Here is a 23,176-nt window from a genome sequence, read left to right as displayed (position 1 = left end):
TAAAAACTGTATAGAGATGGCACATCCTAAACGCAAAATTTCAAAAACTAGAAGAGACAAGAGAAGAACTCACTATAAGTTGACTGCTCCTTCTTTGGCTCAATGCCCAACCACTGGTGAATATCACCTTCCTCACCGCGCTTACTGGTTAGACGGCAAGCTGTACTACAAAGGTCAGGTAATCATTGATAAAGAAGTACTTGCCTAATTTAGGCGGGAATTTGTTTCAGGTGAAAAAAATGTCACTTAGGTGAACAATACCATAAATCCATTTGGGTATAGCTCAAATGGATTTTTTTATGTCCTCCAATCACCTGGCACTCAATTCCGTTCATTTTACATTCTACTTCCCAAAATGCTTGGTTGAATAGCACATTTTAAATAATTTTGGAAGCCAAAAACATTTTGTATTGGGAACTAAGGAATCCCGGTCACAAAATTACCATTACAGGGTTCGGATGCTAACCTCCCTCATTACCAATAATAGACTAGCATTTGCCCAAAACTAAAAGTAAATGAAAAAGACTAGAGCTGTCATAACCGGAGTAAATGGATGGGTTCCTGATTATGTACTAACAAACCAAGAACTGGAGTCCATGGTTGACACCAGCGATGAGTGGATCACCTCCAGAACTGGCATCAAGGAAAGAAGGATCCTAAAAGGAGAAAACCAGGGTACTTCAGAGATCGGAGCCAATGCCATAAAAGGATTGCTCGAGAAAACGAATACCAAGCCAGAGGAGATCGACTTGATCGTCTGCGCCACGGTCACCCCCGATATGCCTTTCCCTTCCTGCGCCAATATCATCGCACATAAGGTCGGAGCCATCAATAGTTATAGCTTCGATATTTCTGCCGCTTGCTCAGGATTTCTATATGCACTGACCATCGGAAGCCAGTTTATCGAAACCGGCCAACATAAGAAAGTAATCGTCGTGGGAGCAGACAAGATGTCCTCCATCGTCAATTACGAAGACCGTACCACCTGTATCATTTTTGGAGATGGCGGCGGCGCGGTACTCTTGGAGCCTACCACCGAGGAACTAGGCATCATGGACTCCCTTCATCATTCGGATGGATCAGGAGCTCCCTACCTCCATATCAAAGCCGGAGGAAGCTTAAAACCAGCCACAGAAGAAACCGTAAAAGCTAAGCAGCACTACGCCTTCCAGGAAGGATCTACTGTATTTAAATTTGCCGTCACCAATATGGCGGAAGTTAGTGGCCAGATCATGGAAAAAAACAACCTCACGGGAGATGACATCGCATGGCTGGTACCCCACCAAGCCAATAAGAGAATCATCGACGCCACTGCCAACCGAATGGGCGTGGGCTCAGACAAGGTCATGATCAATATCGAAAAATATGGCAATACCACTGCCGGAACTTTACCGCTCTGCCTGTGGGATTATGAATCGCAACTTAAAAAAGGCGACAATATTATCCTTGCAGCTTTTGGCGGAGGATTCACCTGGGGCTCGATCTACCTGAAGTGGGGATACGACTCAAAATAACTAAAAATTAATCAATCTAAGCATATGGCAAGTACTGCAGATTTTAAAAATGGTCTTTGCATGGTAATGAACCATGACATATGGAGCATTGTGGAATTTCAACACGTAAAACCAGGCAAAGGTGCGGCATTTGTCCGAACCAAACTAAAGAGCCTTACTACTGGCAAGGTGCTGGACAAAACCTTCAACGCAGGGGAAAAAATCACCACTGCCAGAGTAGAAAGAAGGCAACACCAGTTTTTGTATGCCGATGATATGGGATACCATTTCATGGACAGTTCCACCTTTGAGCAAATTCCAATAGAAAAATCCTTACTTGATCGAGCTGACCTTATGAAAGAAGGACAGCTCGTTGACGTCCTTATCCATGATGAAACGGAAAACGTATTAGGCGTAGAGCTTCCACCATTTGTGGAGCTCATGATCACCTATACCGAGCCAGGCATCAAAGGGGACACCGCCACCAACGCACTCAAACCAGCCACCCTTGAGACTGGAGCCACGGTCATGGTTCCGCTTTTTGTGGACCAAGACATCATGATCAAGGTCGATACAAGAGATGGTTCTTACTCGGAAAGAGTAAAATAATTTCAAAAGCTATGTGATTTGATTAAATTACATAGCTTTACTGTTTGTGAAACCCTATTTAGATGATTTGATATAGGCATCTATTATAAACTTTAACATTTTATGAAAGCCAAAGAAATTCAAGAATTAATAGATTTCATTTCTAACTCGGGCCTTGCCGAAGTAAAAATAGAAACTGATGAGTTTAAACTTTCCATTAAGAAAAACGCAGAAGTACAAGCAGTGAGAACGGTGGAGGCTGCTCCCGCTCCTGCCCAAGCTCCAGCTGCTGCTCCTGCTGCCGCTGCCCCAGCTCCCCAAAAAGCCGAAGCAGACGACACAAGCAATTATGTAGAAATCAAATCCCCAATGATCGGTACTTTCTACACCACTCCTAATCCAGATGCAGACCACTTTGTCTCTGTAGGAGAAAGCATTAAGCCTGGCCAAACGGTTTGTATCATCGAGGCAATGAAACTTTTCAACGAAATAGAAAGTGAAGTTTCTGGGAAAATCGTTAAAATCCTGGTAGAAAACGCCACACCTGTTGAGTACGACCAGCCATTATTCCTGGTTGACCCAGCAGGATAATTTATTTTCTCACCAACTTTGATGTATCGTGTTTAATAAAATACTAATAGCCAACAGAGGAGAAATCGCCTTGAGAATTATCCGTACCTGCAAGGAAATGGGTATCAAGACGGTTGCTGTATATTCCACCGCTGACAAAGACAGCCTTCATGTGCGTTTTGCAGATGAAGCTGTGTGTATAGGTGCTCCACCAAGCCGTGAATCTTACCTTAATATCCCTAGAATAATCGCCGCAGCAGAGATCACCAATGCTGATGCCATTCATCCAGGATATGGATTCCTATCCGAAAACGCAGAATTCTCCAAAATCTGTGAAGAATATAATATAAAATTTATCGGAGCAAGCTCCGACATGATTGACCGAATGGGCGATAAGGCCACCGCTAAAGCTACAATGAAAGAAGCTGGTGTCCCTACCATCCCTGGATCCGAAGGACTGCTAGCCTCAATGGGTGAAGGCATCCAAATCGCTTCCGAGATGGGCTATCCTGTCATCCTTAAAGCTACCGCTGGTGGCGGTGGTAGAGGAATGAGAATCGTTCGGGAAGAAAGTGAATTCAAAAAAGCCTGGGACGATGCGCGCCAGGAATCAGGCGCTGCCTTCGGCAATGACGGTCTCTATCTGGAGAAATTCGTCGAAGAACCTCGCCATATTGAGATCCAAATCATTGGAGATAGCACAGGCAAAGCTTGTCACCTCTCTGAAAGAGACTGCTCCATCCAACGTCGTCACCAAAAATTGGTGGAAGAAACTCCTTCCCCTTTCATCACAGACGAGCTTCGCGATGCCATGGGCAAAGCTGCCATCAAAGGCGCAGAAGCTATTGGATACGAAGGCGCTGGAACCATCGAGTTCCTAGTGGACAAAAACCGAAACTTCTACTTCATGGAGATGAATACCCGGATCCAGGTAGAACATCCTATTACCGAAGAAGTGACTGACTTTGACCTGATCAAGGAACAAATAAAGGTCGCTGCCGGTGAGCCAATCTCTGGTCAAAACTATTACCCTAAGCTATACGCTATGGAATGTCGTATCAATGCGGAAGATCCTAGCAATGGCTTCAGACCTAGCCCAGGCAAGATAAACAACCTTCACCTTCCAGGTGGTCGCGGCGTAAGGGTAGATAGTCATGTTTATGCTGGATATGTCATCCCGCCAAACTATGACTCCATGATCGCAAAACTTATCGTAAGCGGCCAGTCCAGGGAAGAAGTAATCGTAAGAATGAAGAGATCCTTGGAGGAATTTGTGATTGATGGTATCAAAACCACCATCCCATTCCACATCGCCTTACTAGAAGACGAAGAATTTAAAGCAGGTAACTTTACCACCAAATTCCTCGAAACTTTTGACTTCTCAGTAATCAAAGGCTGATCTCATATCGATAGCTAAACAAAAAAGGCTGATCCTACTGATCAGCCTTTTTTTGCTTTATACTTTTTACACACTTCCTAAACTATCCGCCCAGTACGCTCCCATACAGGATCCAAAATGATAAATGCAATTACTATCCGAAAAGGTGTTACAAGAGAAAAATAACACCCCATAAACAATCCATTACTGGAAAATCACAATAAAAAAGAAAATCAAGACCCAAAAGCCTGATGAAATTCATAATCCATCAATCATGACTTAACAAAATCAAGTAACTTTGTTAGGGAAATCTCTCCCCCTTTAGTTACTACCCCTATTGTGCCAATACATAGAGAAGGGTTCTTTTTTTAAATGAAAGAGTCCTCATATAATGAGGCAAGGACATAGGTAGAGCAATGGTAAAGAGAAGACCAAACTCTAATCTCCGTTCATGGGAGATTTATCGACCAGTCTGCTGCTGAAAAAATGGAATATATCGATAAATAACCTATAAACCGTCAGTTACCTTTGCAGATAGAATCAAATAGTGATAAGAGGAATTATTTACCTTCGATATCCTCCACTAATTCCTGGTACCAGGCTTCGCCATACTTTCGGATCAAAGCATCTTTCACGAATTTATAAATGGGCACATTAAGCTCCTTGCCGAGTCCACAAGCAGGGCTGCAGATGTCCCAGCGATCATAATTCAGCGCATCATACTCCTCGTATTTGGTAACCCGAACAGGATAGAGATGGCAGCTAATCGGCTTTTTATAGTCAATATCACCTTGGATATGAGCCTCTTCAATTCCACATTTTAAAATACCATGGTCATCAGTGATGGCATAGGCACATTCTCTATTATTGATGGTAGGCGTCCCTTTCTCCCCTTCCTGATCGATCACCCAGGTTCCTTGCTCTTCGATAGCCTTGATGCCTTCCTTGCTAAGGTATTTCTTAACCTTCGGATATATCGCTTCAATGATGCTGATTTCTTCCTCTTCCAGAGGTGCACCAGCATCTCCTTCCACACAGCATGCGCCCTTGCATTTCTCTAGATTACAAACAAAAAAGTGTTCTTTCAAGTCGTCGCTCAGAACTGCATTTCCTACTAATATCATAATTATCTCTTTATCTCTGCAAAATTAGAAAAAGTAGCTTGGATCTTTTGCATAGAACTAAATTGTTTTGATAAGTGGGGAGAAATAAACTAATTAATCCTTCTGGCTTTCCTAAATATGGCATTTTGACTTGTCTTAGGCAATTGAGGTTAATGTGATTTTAAGCTAGCGTCCACATTGCCGAAGGCCCTTATTAATGAATAAGCGCATGCTCAAATAAGGGATCCGCACTCAGGAAGGATATCCGAGAGAAGCAGTAATTTATAGGAAGAGCAAAAGCGATAATAAACCTTTATTTAGGTAACAAATCGCCCTAATTTCCGTTTATTTGCAAAGTGCAAGCCGACTTGTCGCCGCAACCTAGTGTTGAGGAGGAAAGTCCGGGCAATATAGAGCGCCATACTTCCTAACGGGAAGGGCTAAGTCTGGTGACGGGCTTGGTACAGACAGTGCCACAGAAAACAAACCGCCTTGGTATCCACCGAGGTAAGGGTGAAAAGGTGAGGTAAGAGCTCACCGTCCTTTTCGTGAGATGAGGAGCAGGGTAAACCTTATGGGTTGAAAGATCAAATAGGCTCCGGTCCAAGGGCTGCTCGTCCAATTCCTGAGCTTGTCTCATGGAAAACCGGAGTGGGTAGATCGATAGATCTTAGTTGCAAAGCTAAGACTAGATAAATGACAAGTATCCGTCCTTGACGGAGACAGAACCCGGCTTATAGGCTTGCACATTTTATTGTTCTTTTTATTTAAAAAAAAAGCATTATAATTTTATGCCTAAGATCCTGATTATTGATGATGAGAGAGTCATCCGGTCCACGCTCAAAGAAATTTTAGAATACGAAAACTACGATATCCACGAAGCCCAAGACGGTGTAGAAGGACTTAAGAAAATCGAATCTCAGGATTTTGACCTGGTACTCTGCGATATCAAGATGCCTAAAATGGATGGGCTGGAAGTGTTGGAGAAGGTGAGTAAAATGGACAAACAGCCTCAGTTCATTATGATCTCTGCTCACGGGTCCATAGAATCAGCCGTGGAAGCCACCAAAATGGGCGCCTTCGACTTTATCCCCAAGCCTCCTGATCTCAACCGACTGCTGCTAACCGTGCGGAATGCACTGGACAAAAAAACCTTGGTTACCGAAACCAAAGTGCTCAAGAAAAAACTTTCGAAGAAGCTAGACATGGTCGGTGAGTCTCCAGCCATCCAGGATGTGAAGGAGACGATAGAAAAAGTGGCTCCTACCGATGCCCGAGTGTTGATCACTGGCCCCAACGGGACTGGCAAAGAACTCGTCGCTCACTGGCTTCATCAGAAAAGCACAAGAGACAAAGCTCCATTTATTGCGGTAAACTGTGCGGCTATCCCTTCAGAACTTATAGAAAGTGAGCTTTTTGGGCATGAAAAAGGTGCTTTCACCTCTGCCAACAAGCAAAGACAAGGGAAATTTGAGCAAGCCAATGGAGGCACCATCTTTCTTGATGAAATAGGCGATATGAGCCTTTCTGCCCAAGCAAAAGTCTTGCGCGCCCTTCAGGAGCATAAGATCACTCGCGTAGGTGGAGATAAGGACATCAAAATAGATGTGCGTGTACTTGCCGCAACTAATAAAGATTTGAAAAAAGAAATCGATGAAAATAACTTCAGAGAGGATTTATACCATCGTCTAAGCGTAATTCTCATTCAGGTTCCTGCTCTTAAGGACCGAACAGAGGACATTCCCCTTCTTGTGGATCGATTCTTGGAAGATATCGCCAAGGATTATGGTACGGCCAAAAAATCCATTGAAGATAAGGCTATCAAAAAGCTCCAGGAATACCCTTGGACGGGAAATATCAGGGAACTTAGAAACGTCGTAGAAAGACTCGTTATCCTAAGTGATCAAACGATCAGCCTAGAAGACATAAAAAAATACGCTGATTATTAATCAGCGTATTTTTTATCCTTTTACTTCCTGGTCATGCACCACTTTTGCATAAGCCGGACATGGCTTGCTGGAAGCACAGGCTCCCATTGCCAATAATCCTGAAGCCAATAGTATTGCTAATAGCTTTCTCATATTTTTTACTTTTATTAATCGAAATCAAATATGTTTATTTCTCTAAGGAATACAAAATTAATTCACCATTAAATTGCAACCTCTTACCTCACTATTATCAAATCTCCCTAAGATTTTCAGCATTCCCTTTTCATCATACTTCCCCAGATCCTGAGTTTCTATAAAAGCACAGGAATGAAAATTCGCCAGATCAATTATATTCACACCTCCCTGCCCCTTATCACTCCAACTAAGCGGGTCATTTACATCTCTAAGAAATACCTTCATCGATGCTGGCAGTTTATACAGTCCTTCCCCATCGCTATAGGCCTGAGAAAAAAGCTCTGTCATCCCATATTCTGAGTGAATGGAGGAGACTTTGAGACCTCTTTTCAATACCTCATGGACCTCCTCTCTTATCATCTCTTTTCGGCGCCCCTTCATCCCGCCAGTCTCCATAATGATCAATTGATCAAGCGGGGGAAAATCCTCCCCAAACTGCTCTGCCAAATCCAATAAGGCAAAGGTCACTCCCAGCAATAAGACCTTCTTACCATCCTGAAGGTGCCGGATTTTCAATAGTTGATCGATCAGCATATCGTAATTGTATAAGTAAAACCCCGAATAGTCCGAGCCGGTTTTCTTAATAAAATGATCCGCCATGCTGACCAGAGAGCTGCCTTTACGCTCCAAATAGGCAGGAAGCATCGCTAAAACATGAAAATCAGTCAAGTCCCCATAGTGTTGTTCAAAAATTCGCTGTGCGTGCTGCAGGTAAAAGGATTCCTCCCAGATCCAATGACGGCTGGTAATCTGCCCAGTGGTACCGCTGCTAGAATAAAAATCTGCATAGTCTGAAGATGGCCCGCTTATGACGGCATGGGACTTGAAAAATTGTATTGGCAAAAAAGGAATTTGCTCCACAGTGCTCACTGCCTCCACCTCTAGCCCTCTAGCTTTGAGGTAAGCGCTGTAAATCAAATTATGCTGAGCCTGAAACCGAAAAAGCTCCAGGGCCAGGGCATCAAATTCATTTCCCTGCAGGTTTAGGACACGCTCCGAAAAACTTTTAAAATAATTCATCGTTTTATTATCTATAATGCACAAATTTAAGCAAATTTAAGATTGACCAAATGTGTTGAGATACATGAATGCAAAACTTCTCTTTTATACTTTAATCTTGGGCTTCCTTGCTACGGCATGCGTCTCTCCTCCAGATGACTTCCCTTCCATACCAGAAATAAGTTTCCATGGATTGAGCTATATAGAACTCGACGGTGCATCAGATTCGCTTAAGATCGCAGTAAAATTCAGAGATGCGGAAGGCGATCTTGGTCTTGACCCCAGGGCTATCAATCCTCCATTTAACGAAATCGAATACCTAACGGACAATAACGGGAATTATATCACCTATTCAAACCGACCCGAAGGAGCACCTTCCTACAATCCTCTAGACTGGATCATCGATCCATTAATTAATAATGAGGAAATAAAAGACACCTTATGGGTCGAGTATAATCCTAATTACTATAATATCTTCGTGAAATTCTTCATTAAGAGAGGTGGCAATTTTACCGAATTCAAATGGTCTGACCCTCCTTTTTATACCACTTTAGACGGACGATTCCCTGAGATATTAGCAGGTGACAATCAACAATCCATTGAAGGGGTGATCGAATACTCGATGTTATCCTCAGGCTGGAGGCCCATATTTCGAAATGACACTATAAGAATTGACGTGCAGATCCAAGATCGAGCACTCAATCGGAGTAATACGGTATCCACGCCTAATTTTACGCTGAACCAAATACAAGTTAAATAAGGTTCAGTGATAGAGGTATTCATAAAAGCCAAGGCCTTCAATTCATAATTGAAGGCCTTGGCTTTTATTCTATATTATCGTTCCATATCCTACCATAAAGGGTAAGACCGAGGGTCAAATTCATTCATAATCCTATAGGCTATTTCCACGACATCATCCACGCTAGGCTTGGAGAAATAATCTCCATCGGAGGAATAGGCAGGTCTATGAGCTTTTGCGGCGATAGTGACCGGCTGAGAATCAAGGCTAAAATAAGCCTTTTGGTTTTCTATTACTTCTTGCATCATATAGGCTGAAGCTCCCCCCGGCACATCTTCATCCGCAAAAATCACACGATTGGTTTTAGCGATAGATTCAGAAATCTTATGACTTACGTCAAATGGCAGTAAAGTCTGCACATCGATCACCTCGAGCGAAATACCATATTGATCCAATTCCTCCGCAGCATCGAGGCAAATCTTACACATGGCTCCATAAGTCACCACGGTGATATCGGTCCCTTCCCGGATCACTTCAGGATGTCCCAAAGGCACGGTAAACTCACCGATATTCAATGGCATTTTTTCTTTCTGTCGGTAAGCATTCAGGCATTCGACCATTACGGCAGGCTCGTCGGCCTTCAGCAAGGTATTGTACATTCCCGCTGCCTGCGTCATATTTCTGGGGACACACAGAAGCATTCCACGTAGGCTCCCCAGGATAGCGCTCATTGGCGAACCGGAGTGCCAAACGCCCTCTAGCCTATGGCCGCGAGTCCGAACGATCAAAGGAGCCTTCTGGCCACCCTGAGTACGATAATGTAAGCAGGCCAAATCATCCGTGAGGGTCATCAACGCATAAAATATATAGTCTAAATATTGAATCTCGGCAATAGGCCGCAAACCCCGCAAGGCTGCTCCCACTCCCTGACCAATAATAGTCATCTCTCTGATCCCGGTGTCGGTCACACGAAGGTCACCATGCTTTGCCTGCAAGCCAGCAAAAGCCTGATTTACATCCCCGATCTTACCCACATCCTCACCAAAGGCAAATACCCTGGGATCATTTGCAAGCATCTGGTCAAAACAGGCCTGAAGGACCTCCCTTCCGTCCACCAAAGCCGTGGTATCTGCATATTCGGCGGGGACCACTGGCACATTTGCATGGCGATCCTGGGACTCACTGTATAAGTGCGAATTATATCTTTTGTGATTGATCTCCACCTGCTCCTCATACCATTTCTTCAACTCCTCCCTGACGCCAGGCTCGTCATAGCGCATAAGGAAAAGTGCTTTCCTCACGGTGCTGATCACATCCTTGCGGATAGGATTTAGCGTTTTGCCGAGCTCTTCGGCCAATAAATTTAAAGCAGCAGACTGCTTACTCAATGGCGCTGATTTGCTAAGTATCTCCACAGCCTCCACTAGTTCCGACTTTATACTTGTCGAAAAGGCTTTCCAAGCATTATTTTTTGCCTCACGGACAAATTTCAATGCCTCCTCCTCGATCAGAAGAACTTCCTCTTCTGTGGCAATTTCATTTTCTAAAATATAGGATCTGAATATTTTCACGCAATCGTGATCAGCCTCCCATTGTAGTCTTTCTTTTGATTTATAGCGCTCGTGAGAGCCTGAGGTGCTGTGTCCCTGAGGCTGGGTCATCTCCACGACATGAACCAGACTTGGTACAGATTCTTCACGAGAGAGTGCTTCCGCCTTGCGATAAGCCTCATGAAGACCTACATAATCCCATCCTCTCACCACAATAATCTCTACACCATCTTTATCGTCCTCACGCTGGAACCCCGCCAAAGCTTCAGAAATACTGCCTTTGGTGGTCTGGAAGGAGTTGGGTACAGAGATACCGTACTCATCATCCCATACGGAAAGGATCATTGGAATCTGAAGCACACCAGCAGCATTGATAGCTTCCAGGAACATTCCTTCGGCAGTGGAACCATTGCCGATGGTGCCCCAGGCAATTTCAGAACCGAGGCCCTTGAATTGTGATAATTTTTGTAACTCTTTATTTTCCTTGAAAAGCTTAGAAGCATATCCCAAACCTATCAGCTTAGGGATCTGCCCGGCTGTGGGAGAGATATCTCCACCGGAATTCTTACTTTTTCTGATATCTTTCCATGTCCCGTCCTCATTAAGAGATCGGGTGGCAAAGTGACCATTCATCAGACGCCCCGCAGAAGCAGGCTCTGCAGTCACATCAGTGTGGGCATATAGCTGAGCAAAGTACTCTTGCAATTTCAACTCCTCGATGGCTAACATAAAAGTCTGATCTCTGTAATAGCCACTTCTCCAATCACCCTGCTTAAAATACCTAGCCATCACCACTTGAGCAAGCTCCTTGCCATCCCCAAAAATCCCAAATTTAGCCTTACCCATAAAAACCTCCTTGCGGCCCATCAGGGAAGCTTGTCGGCTTTGCTGAACAATCCTGTAATCAAATAATATCTGATCCTTCGCTAAATTTAGATCCACCTTATGTCTAGGTAACGTTTCCACTTCTATCATTTTTATAAATTAACAGCAATTTTGGGTTTTCTAGTTAATCCAAAAATACTCAATTTTCACTTCTATACAAACTTTACCACAAAGTACCTAGCCAAGGATGCCAAACCAAATTCGCCTATTACCGGGTATTTCTTCCTGCCTTAAAATATTATTTTGACATTCATCTAAAGGCCTAAAATTCGCATTAAGCAGAAAATTTTGATGCTGATTTTAGATAAACGCCAAATCCTCCATAATCGTACACAAAATAATAAAGACCATAAAAAGGTTGTTTTAAAACAAAAGACAAATGTAATGATTTTAAGGAAATTAAATTTTGTTTTGAAAGAAATTTCAACAGCTAACCAAATAATCATAAAGATCATACCCAAGGATAATTTATCAGTTATTATATTTGTGCTAAGAATCATTAACCCAATAAGATACAACTATGATAATAGGGATCCCTAAAGAGATTAAAAACAACGAGAATCGAGTAGCTCTTACCCCAGCAGGAGCTCAGGAATTAGTCAAGAGAGGTCATACCGTTTATATCCAGGAAACTGCTGGTATTGGAAGTGGATTTCCTGACCATATGTATACAGAAGCAGGAGCTAAAATTTTACCTACTATCAGTGAAGTTTACCAGATCGCAGAGATGATCATGAAGGTAAAAGAACCGATAGAAGCGGAATATGATCTGATCAGAGAAGACCAACTTCTATTTACATATTTCCACTTTGCGTCATACGAACCTCTGACCAAGGCTATGCTGAAAAGCAAGTCCATCTGTTTAGCCTATGAGACGGTAGAAAGCATACATGGTGGCCTTCCACTCTTAGTTCCTATGTCTGAGGTAGCCGGCAGGATGGCCACCCAAAAGGGCGCTAATTATCTGGAAAAACCATTGGGCGGTAAAGGAATACTGATGGGCGGAGTACCTGGTACCCTTCCTGCTAAGGTTATGATTCTGGGCGGTGGCGTGGTCGGCACACAAGCCGCATGGATGGCGGCCGGCATGAAAGCAGATGTCACCATCCTCGACGTCTCTCTCCCTCGTATGAGATACCTCTCTGACGTGATGCCCGCCAATGTCAAAACCAGAATGTCCAATGAATATAATATTAGGGAAATGATTCAAACTGCCGACCTGATCATCGGAGCAGTATTGATCCCGGGAGCTAAGGCCCCTCACCTGATCACTCGTGACATGCTGAAAGACATGCAGCCTGGCACCGTCCTAGTGGATGTGGCCGTGGATCAAGGCGGATGTATCGAGACTTGCAAGCCTACCACGCACGAAGACCCAACATTCATCATTGATGATGTACTTCATTATTGCGTAGCGAATATGCCTGGAGCTGTCCCTTATACCTCCACTATCGCACTGACCAACGCCACTCTTCCGTATGCGCTCCAACTCGCTGAAAAAGGCTGGAAAAAAGCTGCTCAAGATAATTATGAGCTTGCCAAAGGCCTTAACGTCATCCACGGGGAAGTAGTATATAAGGCGGTGGCAGATGCTTTTGACCTTAACTATACCCCTGTCGAAAAATATCTTGTAGGATAATATCCTTCCGGTCAGCGATTATTACCACTGGCCTTTCTCATTGAATTGAATATCACCCAAATATATCATAAGGCTCCTTTTTAGGAGCCTTTTTTTTCTTATATCATCATCCCTTACTTTAAACCTGCCCTATCCTTGAGGCGATCACCTCTTTATTAGTGCTTACCCAAACCCACTCTCATCAAGCAAGTCCCCAGCTATAGAAACAACTAGCCTACTCGCTCTATGTAAGTGGTGGAAATCAATAATAATCTTCAAAACTTTATCTTTTAGGCAATAATATTTTCGTTATCTTTCTTTTATGAATATATTTATAGTCAAGAAAACTCCATTTAATATTATTTCATTATGAGATTGAGATCAATACCCTTACTAATTATCGGGCTTTTAAGCTTCCAATTAGCACATTCCCAGAATAGCGAGCCCATTACCGTTGTCCCCAAACCTGCATCTATTCAAACGAGCACAGGAAAATTCCTACTCAGCAAATCCACTGCTATCGTCACCCAGGATGAGGTAGGCAGAAAATCAGCTAGCATATTCAATGACTTTTTGGAGAGAATTCATGGCCTTAGACTACCTGTCACAAGCATTGCCCCAAGTCAAGCCCATATTGAACTACACACAGATGTGGAAGCGACCAATACTGAAGCGTACCGGATGGATGTAACTTCTGAAAACATCGAAATTAGCGGAAGTGAGCAGGGAATATTCTATGGGCTTCAAACTTTATTGCAGCTAATAGAGCCAGGCAGCTCCCTATCCGTGCCAGCAGTAAGCATTACTGATGAGCCCGAATTTGCCTATAGAGGCATTATGCTCGATGTAGCCAGGCATTTCTTCGAGGTAGATCAGATCAAAAATATGATTGACCTTATGGCTCATTATAAATTCAACAAACTCCACTGGCACCTCACGGAAGATCAGGGCTGGAGATTAGAGATCAAAAAGTACCCAAAACTTACAGAGATAGCCGCTTACCGTGACTCCACCATCATTGGTCAGTATTATGATTTCAAGCCTTTCGTCTTTGATGGACAGAAACACGGAGGATATTACACTCAGGAGGAAGCCAAGGAAATCGTGCGATATGCTGCCGAAAGGATGATCACCGTGATCCCAGAGATCGAACTTCCAGGACATAGCTCCGCGGCATTGACGGCTTATCCAGAGTTTAGCAGTTTCGACAGCAAAGACTATGATCCTAAATTAGAGAATGTGCTGCAAGGTAATATTCCTGCAAAAAACGAAAAAGGAGAAGCTTACGACAATGATCTTAACACCACCGTGCCCGGTATTTGGGGAGTACACCCTAATATCTACGGTGTAAAAGAAGAAACCTTCACCTTCCTTGAGGACATTTTGACCGAGGTAATGGAAATCTTCCCAAGTCATTATATTCATATCGGTGGAGACGAAGTGCCAAAAGATCACTGGAAAACTTCAGAGCTCGCGCAACAGGTAATCAAGAAAGAAAAGCTAGCCGATGAACATGAGCTTCAGAGTTATTTCATTACCCGAATGGAAAAATTCCTCAATAAAAATGGCCGGGACCTGATCGGATGGGATGAGATATTAGAAGGAGGACTTGCCCCCAATGCCACGGTAATGAGCTGGAGAGGTGAAAAAGGAGGCATCCAAGCCGCACAGATGAACCACGATGTGATCATGTCCCCAAATAGCCATATGTATATCGATCATTATCAATCAGAAGACACTAAGGACGAGCCATTAGCAATTGGCGGATTTTTGTCTTTGGAAAAAGTATATAGCTACCATCCGCGCCCTAGCTCTCTGACAAAGGAGCAGCAAAAGCATATCCTAGGCGTACAAGGGAATTTATGGACAGAATATATCGCTACCGACAATAAAATGGAATACCATCTCTTTCCTAGAGCCCTGGCCATAGCAGAGGTAGGCTGGACCAACAACCAGGATAAGGACTACGAGGAATTTAGTACCCAAAGACTACCAAGAAGACTATCTGAGCTGGAAAAATTAGATGTATTTTATCGTATTCCTGAGGCTAAAGTTAGTATCAATCAGGCCCCAAACAGCCCTAAACTCAGCATCAGTATCGACGCTCTGGTAGAAGGCAGCACGGTTTACTACTCGGTGGATGGCCATAAAGCCGACCAAACCGCCAACTTATACTCAGGCCCATTCTTAGCCCCTTACACTACTAAGGAACAAGGCCCGCTAGAATTACGCTATATCATCATCACCCCGGAAGGCAGACAAAGTAACGAGTTTTCATTACCTATTCAGCTTTAAACAAAAAAAAGCAGTAGGCATCAACTATCATGGGTGCCTACTGCTTTTTATAATTTTGATTTTAAAACACTTCCCGAACAGGTATGCTCATCAAGCGATGATCACTTCCACATTATTACGTTCCAGCATTTTTATGAATTCTGGCTCAATACCTGAATCAGTAATTACCTTATCCACCTGATTAAATCCAGCGATATAGGCTAAGCCAATTTTTTTGAATTTGGTAGAATCAGAAACCACAATCACCTCTTCTGCGATTTCGATCATAATTTGATTCAAATACGCTTCCTCCATATAGTGGGTAAATACCCCCACATCTGGCTTGAAACCATCCACTCCCAAAAACAGCTTATTGCAATGCAGCTGCTTGAGGTTTCTCTCCGCCATAGGTCCTACCAGTGACATGGAGAATTCCTTCAAAAAACCACCTGGCATCATCACCTCCAGATTATCATAACTCGCAAGGTTATTCACAATATCCAGTGCATTACTAATTACCGTAAGTTTCTCAAATTTGCCCAAATTACTAGAAATCTCAAAAGTCGTGGTACCAGAATCAAGGATAATTGAATCCCCCTCTTCAATAAGGGAGACCGCTTTTTTACCAATTTTCTTTTTTAGATCCAGATTAATTTTTTTCTTTTCCGTAACTGGAAGCGCCATATTATTGGTTTTGAAGGCCCCGCCATGAGCACGGACCAACAGTTTATTTCGCTCTAGATTAGCCAAGTCATTCCTTATAGTCACTTCACTAACTCCTAAAGATTTACTTAATTCACTAACATTTACTTGGCCATTTTCCTCCAATACATCCAGGATGTGAGACCTACGCTGCGCTGTTTTCTTCATAATTTATATATTTTTTACTTTTCTAATTCTGACTGACACACTTGCAATAACCTTTCGAAAATTACCTAATTACTTTCATTTATCAAACAGCATTCTCAAACAAGAACATTTTGAAACATAAAAAGTCATACTTGTCATAATAATATCGTTTAAAATGAAATAATATTATAAAATAATCTATCTATAAAATTTTCGGTTAGCCCGAATTCTTTGGCTATAAACCTTTCAACTCTCTCTATCAAAAGCCCATTGTCTAAAAAATATGCTTTCGAAAATACAAGGATCTATAATCAAAATCACCTGCTCACCCTCCAATACTCTAATCAAATGATAAAATACAAGATTTCAAAACTATTTTTAGTTTCGTTTTATTTGTTTATTATATAAATATTTTCTTTATTTGTATAAGATAAAGATTATCTGGTTTGTTAGGGTTATTATTCAAAAAGGCCGATCACTACTTCCGCACGTAGAATGATCGGCTTTTTTTTGTTTAATATTTTTATAACTCGCATCAAATTGTAAACCCGTTCTTTTCAAACTCAAAAATCTTTTCCTCATTTGGAAGAGGTTGAACTCCCTTATAACATTACGTAATAGGTTTTACTAATGTTGAAAAGATTCTGCAGTATCCTTAATTTTTAATATATTCACAGCTCATTTAGACCCTTAACCACAATAGTATGAAGTCCTTCCACCTTTTTATATTCAGCTTTATGATTTACGGCAGCACCTATGGGCAAAGCCAGCATGAGGGCTATGAATTAGTTTTTGAAGAAAATTTCGAGTCGTATCAGGCCATTTCCCATTTTAGGATGACCGATGATAAGGCTTGGCAAATTATAGAAACCCCTAATGGGAAGGTTTTGGAACTTTCTCAGCAAAGTCAATACAGCCCTCGCTTTCGTTCCCCTTTTAATATTGCGATTGTGAACAGCCCTGAGGTAGGCAGTTTTATTATGGAGATTGATTTACAGCAGACAGGAAGAGAATATGGCCATCGGGACTTATGCCTCATTTTTGGAGCACAGAACCCAGAGAACTTTTACTATACCCATATCGCATCCGTTCCTGATCCCCATGCTCATAATATTTTTCTGGTGAACAATGAAGAACGAAAGGCTATTGCCACCAAAATCAACAATGGAATTGACTGGGGCACCACGGACTCCTGGCATCATATTAAGATCATCAGAGATCTGGAATCGGGAAGCATTGAAGTGTATTTTGATGATATGGAGCAGCCAATCATGGTGGCTTCAGACCTCCACTTTGGATTTGGGAAAATAGGTTTGGGCAGTTTTGATGATACAGGAAGGTATGACAACCTAAAGATCTGGACTAAAAAGAATGAAGAAGCCCCAAAACCTTTCTTCTAAAGACCGAACTAGTACTTCGCTAGCTCTTCATCTATAAATTTCCGCCAGCGCGCTTGGGCGGCTTTATTTTGCCCATGAGAAGTTTCTGAATCGTATTGCTCCTGAAGTTTGTTCATCTCTCGATAGGTTTCGATATACCAATAACCGATCTGAGCGTCATAATTGCTTGGATCCATTTCCTCCTGGAGGAGATTTTCCTTAAATCGCTCCACCACCAGTTTAGTAATATCAAAATGCAATTGCTCATGCGCTAATCCATAGTCATTTTTCGCCGTGCTCTTGACCCAGGAAGATTGCTGAAGCATAAATACCTTCACCCAAAAATCTAATTGCAGGACTCCATCCACCACCTTAGTATTCCCCTCCCAGGCGAAACTAGTAAAAATAGAGGCGGCAAATTTGCTCCCTGCATGAGGCCGGGCCTTGAAATCCGACCATTTCAGCACTTGATCCTTACTGTAAAAGACCGTATCACCACGGTTTGGCCCGGTATAATCCATGATATTTACTTGTACTCCCTTGGCTAAAAGTGGGTGAGAAAATTCATTAAGGGCAAACCATTCGTTCAGATAAGCAATGGAATTTTCAAAAGAGCGCTTTAAAGAGCTGGGAATCGCAGAGTATTTACCAGGCGAGCGCTGGTAATTGGCGCCGCCCTTAAAATCCGCAAGGTGAACCAAGGAATCCCCCGCCTGAAGATAGAAGCCTAAATGAACCTTCAACTCCCCCTGAACGCTGCCATTTTTGCTTTGCTCACTTACACTTAGATGGTCCACACGGATGGTGACAGGCCATTCTTGATCAGGGCTGCCATGGCTTTTATTTATATAGTCTAAAATTCCCACCCCAGGATCTCCCTCAAAACTAATCTGCACCTTAGACTCCCTGGAGGTATATATTTGGCCAAAGCCAGCAGCCATAGTTCCAGTCCCCTCCACTTTGTCTATAAAATAGGACTTCATCTTAGTGGACGAGTTTTCGGGAGTCAAATCGACGTAAACAGGACTTTGGGAGAAAGCCTGTTGAGCTCCCAAAAAGAATAAACTGGTGGCCATAAAAAGCCATCTTGAAAAAATACGCCTGGGAAAAGTCTTCTGCATCAGCATCATGTATTAACTATTTTGCTCCTTTTATTCAACTCATCCATGTCGCTTAAGGTTTGGAAAAGTTGGCAAGATTCATCAGCAAGCCTGGAAGTTAAGCACCAAAAAAGCTACCCACCATAAGTGAGTAGCTTTCCCATTAATTGTTCCACATTCGTAAACACAGCCTTATCGACCAGGGATTAAGGAAGAATCACCTCATTAATCACATGGATGACGCCATTTGTGGCATGAATATTTAACATATCAGCATTAAGCGAAGCGCCACCTACAGTCATCGCGTCCAGATCCACCTGCAAAACGGCATCAGCATTCAGTGTGGCCAGAGAAGTCCCTGTTCTGAGATCCTGAGCAAAGGCTCTAGCCGGAACCACATGGGCCGTCAACACGGCCGTCAAAGTCTCTAGAGGAATGTCATTAAAATCATTCCATGAAGGATTGCTATCGTATAAAGCCTGGAAAGCGGCATCTGTTGGTGCAAAAACAGTCAAATCACCCTCATCTCCACTTACTGCCTCCACTAGATTCGCCCTGCTCAGCGCGCCCACTAGTTGAGTAAATTCCGGCATCTCCTCCATGGTCTTAGCCACAGCAATCTCCGCAATAGAAGAGGATGGCGGCATAATCACATAGTCCAACACATGAATAAGGCCATTGGTAGCCATGATATCGGTAGTAGTCACCTTAGCGGCACCATTAATCCAGATAGCGCCATTGGCATCTTCACTGACATAAAAACTTGCGCCATTCACCGTGGTCACTTCTCCAGGCATGACCGCCGAGGCCACCACCTCTCCCGAAAGCACATGGTAAGTAAGGATACCTGCCAAATCATCATTGGCTAGCAGATCAGAGGCAGACATATCGTTGTCTTCGAGGAAAGCGGTAAATGCATCATCCGTAGGTGCAAAAACTGTAAAAGGCCCATCCCCCTGCAAGGTGCTCACCAAATCCGCCTGAATAACTGCGGCTTCCAAGGTGGTGAAATTATCGCTTCCTACTACGATATCCACAATGTCTTCTTGTGCAACTGGGGTAGGCTCATCGTCGTCATTACACGCTACCAAAAACATCCAGCTGGAAAAAATTGCCAGCAAAATCGGAAACCTAACTTTTGAATTTTTCATGGTTTAAATGATTGTGTTTTAAAATCTCTTATAAACCAATAACTCAAGGTCGGTAGTTTTGTTTAACATTTTTCTCAAAATATTAAACACAAAAACAAAAAACCAGCCTCAAAGGTTACTGAGGCTGGTTTCAATTAAGGATTTATAATCAAAATCTAATCGTTGAGAGGATACCATTCGATATCCTGAAGATTTGGGCGACGACCTCGCTGCACGGGGGCGTAATATTCAGATAAATAGGAGACGATAATATCCTCATTGGCTCCGAGATCCCACAGGCCTTGTGTTTCCTGCATCCAGGCGATCAATTCACGCCATCTGGCTTCATCTCCCCGGTTTTGGGTGATTAGGTTTGCCGAATGGCAATTGGTACAGTTTGCGATAACCGTTTCGTACCCATCTTTTGCAACAAAGCCAGTGGCCACATGAACACCATCTTTGACTAAGTCATCTCCAGCAAAAGTCGCCTCAGGAATCTCCGCAGGTTGTTTTTCCACTTCCTCATCAAAAACCGAGAAGGCTTCAGGGTCCAATTTCAGCAAGACCAGACCGCCTATCAATCCGCATAGAGTAAGGGCTAATACCAAAACCAGCCCCACCAGTTTCTTTAATGCTTCTATTATCTGTTTATCCATTATCGCCCACCTTAACTGCTATTCTATGACATGCATTATTGAGGTATCCTTTTGGATTCCATCCGGGAACCACCATAGGCTGGCTAGTGCCATTTGAGTCGGTGGCCTTTGCCCAGACTTCGTAATACCCATCCTGAGGAAAGCTCAGCGTGGCTGAAAAATGTTGCCAAGCCAGGCGATTTGCAGGCTTCTGAAGCGTGGCTTGCTGCCAGGTCCCTCCAAAATCCGTAGAAACTTCGAGCTTCGTGACCTCCAGCTCTCCAGCCCAGGCATGACCACGGACTTCGAGTTTTTGGCCAGAAGATAGAACAGCGCCGGTTTTAGGGTAAGTTATAAGTGATTTTACCGGCATAGATTCGATAATGCACATGTCCTCATCAGCTACCGTATCTCCGGGAGCCACGGGCTTGCAAGGCACACGATAGGAAGGCGCCTCCATTTTTGACCCATCATGCACCTTGTCTCTTATGGATATCCCCGTCAGCCACTTACCAGATACGGAGGCAGGGTATCCCCCTGCGACTAGCCGTAAGGGATAGCCATGAGCAAGAGGAATATCTTCTCCATTCATCTGAAATGCAAGCAACGTTTCCTCCTGAAGAGCCTTGGAGATAGGAACACCCCTTGAAATCGGCTCCTTGTCCGGATTTCCTGATAGGTGTACATCCGCTGCATGATACCCTATATAAACCGCATCATCCTTAATCCCAACATCAGCAAGAACATCCTTAAGCCTTACTCCTGTCCAATTGGCACAGGCCACCGCTCCGGTCTCCCACTGATTACCACTTGCTGGTGGAAAGAACTCACTTCTGCCATTCCCTCCACATTCAATCGTCAACTGGTAAGTATAATGCTTAAACTTCGTCTTCAAGTCCTGCAAGCTATAGGTTTTTGGGGCATTTACTGATTCGCCATCAAAGGTCAATTGCCAGGCCCTTACATTTATTTCCGCAGGAATTAAGCCATTATTTCTCACAAACATCTTGCTGGCAGGTGTCACCTTATCATCCAAAAGATGAGGCATAGACTCAATATTCCACGGCTTACTATTAAGAACTTTTAGTTCTTTATTCTTGCTAAACAATTTATACGGATCATCATCCTGGAAAACAACTGGCACATAGCCCTCAGGCATATTGCCCCCAAAAACGATGTCTAAGCCCATGGCTGTGGCAAAGGCAGAAAGTGATGCTTTTTTTATAAATCCTCTCCTTCCTTTACCAATCTCCTTTATATCAATTTTAGTCATATCAATTATCTTAATGGATTATTCATCCTTACGGTTACTTGGCTTCTTCAAAAATAGAAAACTTTCAATGCCTTATGAAATAATTTTTAATAATGGTCCATAACTTATTGATAACTCCTACCCGCAAAGGAGCCTCCTATTATAGGCTCAGAAAATCGATCTCCTCAGAGCTTAAGAGTACCTCGAAAACCCCGACCGGCATAATACGAATCTGCACCATTATGATAAATAAACACTCTTCCAAATCGACGATCACCAAATATGGCTCCTCCACGCTTTCTGAGCTCCTCTGGTGTCTGGAGCCAACTTGATGTTTTGGTATCAAAGTCTCCTAAGCGCTGCAACATTTGATATTGGGTCTCATCCATGATCTGAATCCCGATGGCTGCGGCCAAGTCTTGAGCAGTGTTTTTAGGTTTATTATTTTTCCTTGCCTCCCAAGCAGCTCTGTCATAGCACAGACTCCTTCTTCCCGCGGGACTTTCGGCTGAGCAGTCGCAAAAAAGATAAAGATCTTCTTCACTATCATAGCCGATCAGATCCGGCTCCCCACCCGTGGATTCCATTTCGTATAGAATGGCCAATTTATCTAAATCCCCCCTTAATCGCTGCTCCACCGCCTCCCAATGGATGCCTTGGTGTCGAGTCGGAAATTTCTCAAATCGACTGGCCAATGTCTGCAAGAGCTCCTCCTGCTGGGAGGGTGATAAACTTTGAGTTCTATTTTTCATAGTGGAAGATAATTTTATAATTAATAGAATAGGAATGCTGATCTTAAAATCGAGCAAAAGCAATTTACCTCAAATAACACTAAGGATAAAAAATTATTTCGAATGGTTAATTAGCGAGTCTCATCTATAATGAACCTTCGGACGGTGGGAATAGAATTCATAACCCAAGAATCCACACTCTTTGCGTCAGCAAAAATCCATCTCAAGCCTACGCTAAACATTAATGCATCTAAGCCCAGACTAAGCAATGATATAGTATTAAAAAAACCATTGGCAAAGCCCATCTAATTCCACAATTTGAGGATTTCCCCAACAAATGATTTCCTAAGAATATGGCTAAGGGCCAAATCAAGTGATATTTTAGCTTGGCATGAATGTGGGACAATTAGATAGCAAGGGATGAGAATTCCATTTGAAAACTAACCAAACTAAAACCACAAAGCCATGAAAAGTTTAGCATTAATAATCGCCATGGGAAGCTTAAGTTTTGCCACTACACAGGCCAATACAATAGTCGAAAAAGAGCCAATCACCTATAGAGCTCAGGACAGCAAGGTGCAGATTGAGCCTGAGGAACTCCCTCAGAAAGTAAAAGAAAGCATTTTGGATAATGAAGAGGTAAAGATGCTTCCAGTATCCGAGGCTTTTAAAGTTACCGACCAACAAGGAGAGGTTTCTTACGAGGTTCAATTTGGAATGGAGGAAACCGTCATCAAAACCTATGATGAAGAAGGTAATGAATTAGAAGATTAATACAAC

The 23,176-nt window shown here is 43.0% G+C and carries 20 protein-coding genes and 1 other RNA gene; 12 read left to right on the top strand and 9 right to left on the bottom strand.

Annotation, left to right across the window (positions count from 1 at the left end):
• Positions 1 to 16: 16 nt before the first annotated feature.
• The 5 genes from rpmF to accC all read left to right on the top strand — a co-directional run bounded on the left by rpmF (position 17) and on the right by accC (position 4,050).
• Positions 17 to 208 carry a 50S ribosomal protein L32 gene (gene rpmF / locus B050_RS23320; protein WP_083923307.1) on the top strand — a complete coding sequence of 64 codons (192 nt, stop codon included), beginning with the start codon at positions 17 to 19 and terminating at the stop codon, positions 206 to 208.
• A 307-nt stretch (positions 209 to 515) separates the two neighbouring features.
• Complete coding sequence (locus B050_RS0119670) at positions 516 to 1,514, top strand: beta-ketoacyl-ACP synthase III (protein WP_018475676.1); 999 nt, start codon at positions 516 to 518, stop codon at positions 1,512 to 1,514.
• A gap of 24 nt (positions 1,515 to 1,538) precedes the next feature.
• Positions 1,539 to 2,102, top strand: coding sequence for an elongation factor P (efp, locus tag B050_RS0119665; protein ID WP_018475675.1), 564 nt, complete (start codon positions 1,539 to 1,541; stop codon positions 2,100 to 2,102).
• Between the two features lie 102 nt (positions 2,103 to 2,204).
• Positions 2,205 to 2,672: an acetyl-CoA carboxylase biotin carboxyl carrier protein gene (gene accB / locus B050_RS0119660; RefSeq protein ID WP_018475674.1), complete on the top strand. Its 468-nt coding sequence runs from the start codon at positions 2,205 to 2,207 to the stop codon at positions 2,670 to 2,672.
• Positions 2,673 to 2,700: 28 nt separating this feature from the next.
• Entirely contained in the window at positions 2,701 to 4,050 is a 1,350-nt protein-coding gene (gene accC / locus B050_RS0119655; RefSeq protein ID WP_026236038.1) for an acetyl-CoA carboxylase biotin carboxylase subunit, read from the top strand.
• A gap of 539 nt (positions 4,051 to 4,589) precedes the next feature.
• Here accC and B050_RS0119650 read toward each other — a convergent pair.
• A complete protein-coding gene (locus B050_RS0119650) occupies positions 4,590 to 5,153 on the bottom strand; it encodes a DUF3109 family protein (protein WP_018475672.1) in 564 nt (187 codons plus the stop codon).
• Positions 5,154 to 5,487: 334 nt separating this feature from the next.
• On the opposite strand from B050_RS0119650, the gene rnpB reads away from it, so the two are divergent.
• Positions 5,488 to 5,885: RNase P RNA component class A (rnpB, locus tag B050_RS23000), an RNA gene on the top strand.
• A gap of 38 nt (positions 5,886 to 5,923) precedes the next feature.
• Complete coding sequence (locus B050_RS0119645; RefSeq protein WP_018475671.1) at positions 5,924 to 7,081, top strand: sigma-54-dependent transcriptional regulator; 1,158 nt, start codon at positions 5,924 to 5,926, stop codon at positions 7,079 to 7,081.
• 189 nt (positions 7,082 to 7,270) lie between these two features.
• Here B050_RS0119645 and B050_RS0119635 read toward each other — a convergent pair whose 3' ends face one another.
• A complete protein-coding gene (locus B050_RS0119635; RefSeq protein WP_018475669.1) occupies positions 7,271 to 8,275 on the bottom strand; it encodes a hypothetical protein in 1,005 nt (334 codons plus the stop codon).
• 64 nt (positions 8,276 to 8,339) lie between these two features.
• Here B050_RS0119635 and B050_RS0119630 point away from each other — a divergent pair, with 64 nt between their 5' ends.
• Positions 8,340 to 9,014, top strand: coding sequence for a hypothetical protein (locus tag B050_RS0119630; RefSeq protein WP_018475668.1), 675 nt, complete (start codon positions 8,340 to 8,342; stop codon positions 9,012 to 9,014).
• Positions 9,015 to 9,103: 89 nt separating this feature from the next.
• On the opposite strand, the gene B050_RS0119625 is transcribed toward B050_RS0119630, so the two are convergent.
• The gene (locus B050_RS0119625) at positions 9,104 to 11,518 is read right to left on the bottom strand and encodes an alpha-ketoacid dehydrogenase subunit alpha/beta (RefSeq protein WP_018475667.1); all 2,415 of its coding nucleotides are present in this window, start codon (positions 11,516 to 11,518) and stop codon (positions 9,104 to 9,106) included.
• A 430-nt stretch (positions 11,519 to 11,948) separates the two neighbouring features.
• Between B050_RS0119625 and ald the strand changes: the two genes are divergently transcribed.
• Together ald and B050_RS0119610 are read left to right on the top strand one after the other, a co-directional pair.
• A complete protein-coding gene (gene ald / locus B050_RS0119615) occupies positions 11,949 to 13,067 on the top strand; it encodes an alanine dehydrogenase (protein ID WP_018475665.1) in 1,119 nt (372 codons plus the stop codon).
• Between the two features lie 348 nt (positions 13,068 to 13,415).
• Positions 13,416 to 15,341: a beta-N-acetylhexosaminidase gene (locus B050_RS0119610; protein ID WP_018475664.1), complete on the top strand. Its 1,926-nt coding sequence runs from the start codon at positions 13,416 to 13,418 to the stop codon at positions 15,339 to 15,341.
• Between the two features lie 90 nt (positions 15,342 to 15,431).
• On the opposite strand, the gene agaR is transcribed toward B050_RS0119610, so the two are convergent.
• Positions 15,432 to 16,190 carry a transcriptional repressor AgaR gene (gene agaR, locus B050_RS0119605; protein ID WP_018475663.1) on the bottom strand — a complete coding sequence of 253 codons (759 nt, stop codon included), beginning with the start codon at positions 16,188 to 16,190 and terminating at the stop codon, positions 15,432 to 15,434.
• A 683-nt stretch (positions 16,191 to 16,873) separates the two neighbouring features.
• Between agaR and B050_RS0119600 the strand changes: the two genes are divergently transcribed.
• Positions 16,874 to 17,569 carry a hypothetical protein gene (locus tag B050_RS0119600; RefSeq protein ID WP_018475662.1) on the top strand — a complete coding sequence of 232 codons (696 nt, stop codon included), beginning with the start codon at positions 16,874 to 16,876 and terminating at the stop codon, positions 17,567 to 17,569.
• Between the two features lie 8 nt (positions 17,570 to 17,577).
• Here the strand turns inward: B050_RS0119600 and B050_RS22695 are convergent, their stop codons facing one another.
• From B050_RS22695 to B050_RS0119575, 5 genes are all read right to left on the bottom strand, one after another.
• A complete protein-coding gene (locus tag B050_RS22695; RefSeq protein WP_018475661.1) occupies positions 17,578 to 18,624 on the bottom strand; it encodes a hypothetical protein in 1,047 nt (348 codons plus the stop codon).
• Between the two features lie 230 nt (positions 18,625 to 18,854).
• On the bottom strand, positions 18,855 to 19,799 hold the full coding sequence (locus B050_RS0119590; RefSeq protein ID WP_044203089.1) for a fasciclin domain-containing protein: 945 nt from the start codon (positions 19,797 to 19,799) through the stop codon (positions 18,855 to 18,857).
• A 155-nt stretch (positions 19,800 to 19,954) separates the two neighbouring features.
• A complete protein-coding gene (locus B050_RS0119585) occupies positions 19,955 to 20,434 on the bottom strand; it encodes a hypothetical protein (RefSeq protein ID WP_018475659.1) in 480 nt (159 codons plus the stop codon).
• Positions 20,427 to 21,686, bottom strand: a complete 1,260-nt coding sequence (locus B050_RS0119580) for a sulfite oxidase (protein ID WP_018475658.1) — start codon at positions 21,684 to 21,686, stop codon at positions 20,427 to 20,429. The genes B050_RS0119585 and B050_RS0119580 overlap by 8 nt, the downstream gene beginning before the upstream one ends.
• A gap of 164 nt (positions 21,687 to 21,850) precedes the next feature.
• Positions 21,851 to 22,417 (bottom strand): DUF4256 domain-containing protein, encoded by a 567-nt coding sequence (locus B050_RS0119575; RefSeq protein ID WP_026236035.1) that lies wholly within the window; start codon positions 22,415 to 22,417, stop codon positions 21,851 to 21,853.
• A 444-nt stretch (positions 22,418 to 22,861) separates the two neighbouring features.
• Between B050_RS0119575 and B050_RS0119565 the strand changes: the two genes are divergently transcribed.
• On the top strand, positions 22,862 to 23,170 hold the full coding sequence (locus B050_RS0119565) for a hypothetical protein (RefSeq protein ID WP_157492909.1): 309 nt from the start codon (positions 22,862 to 22,864) through the stop codon (positions 23,168 to 23,170).
• Positions 23,171 to 23,176: the final 6 nt, after the last annotated feature.

Source organism: Echinicola pacifica DSM 19836, assembly GCF_000373245.1.
Classification (GTDB): domain Bacteria; phylum Bacteroidota; class Bacteroidia; order Cytophagales; family Cyclobacteriaceae; genus Echinicola; species Echinicola pacifica.
Note: the sequence above shows the minus strand (reverse complement) of the source record. Positions and strands in the feature narration are given on the sequence as shown.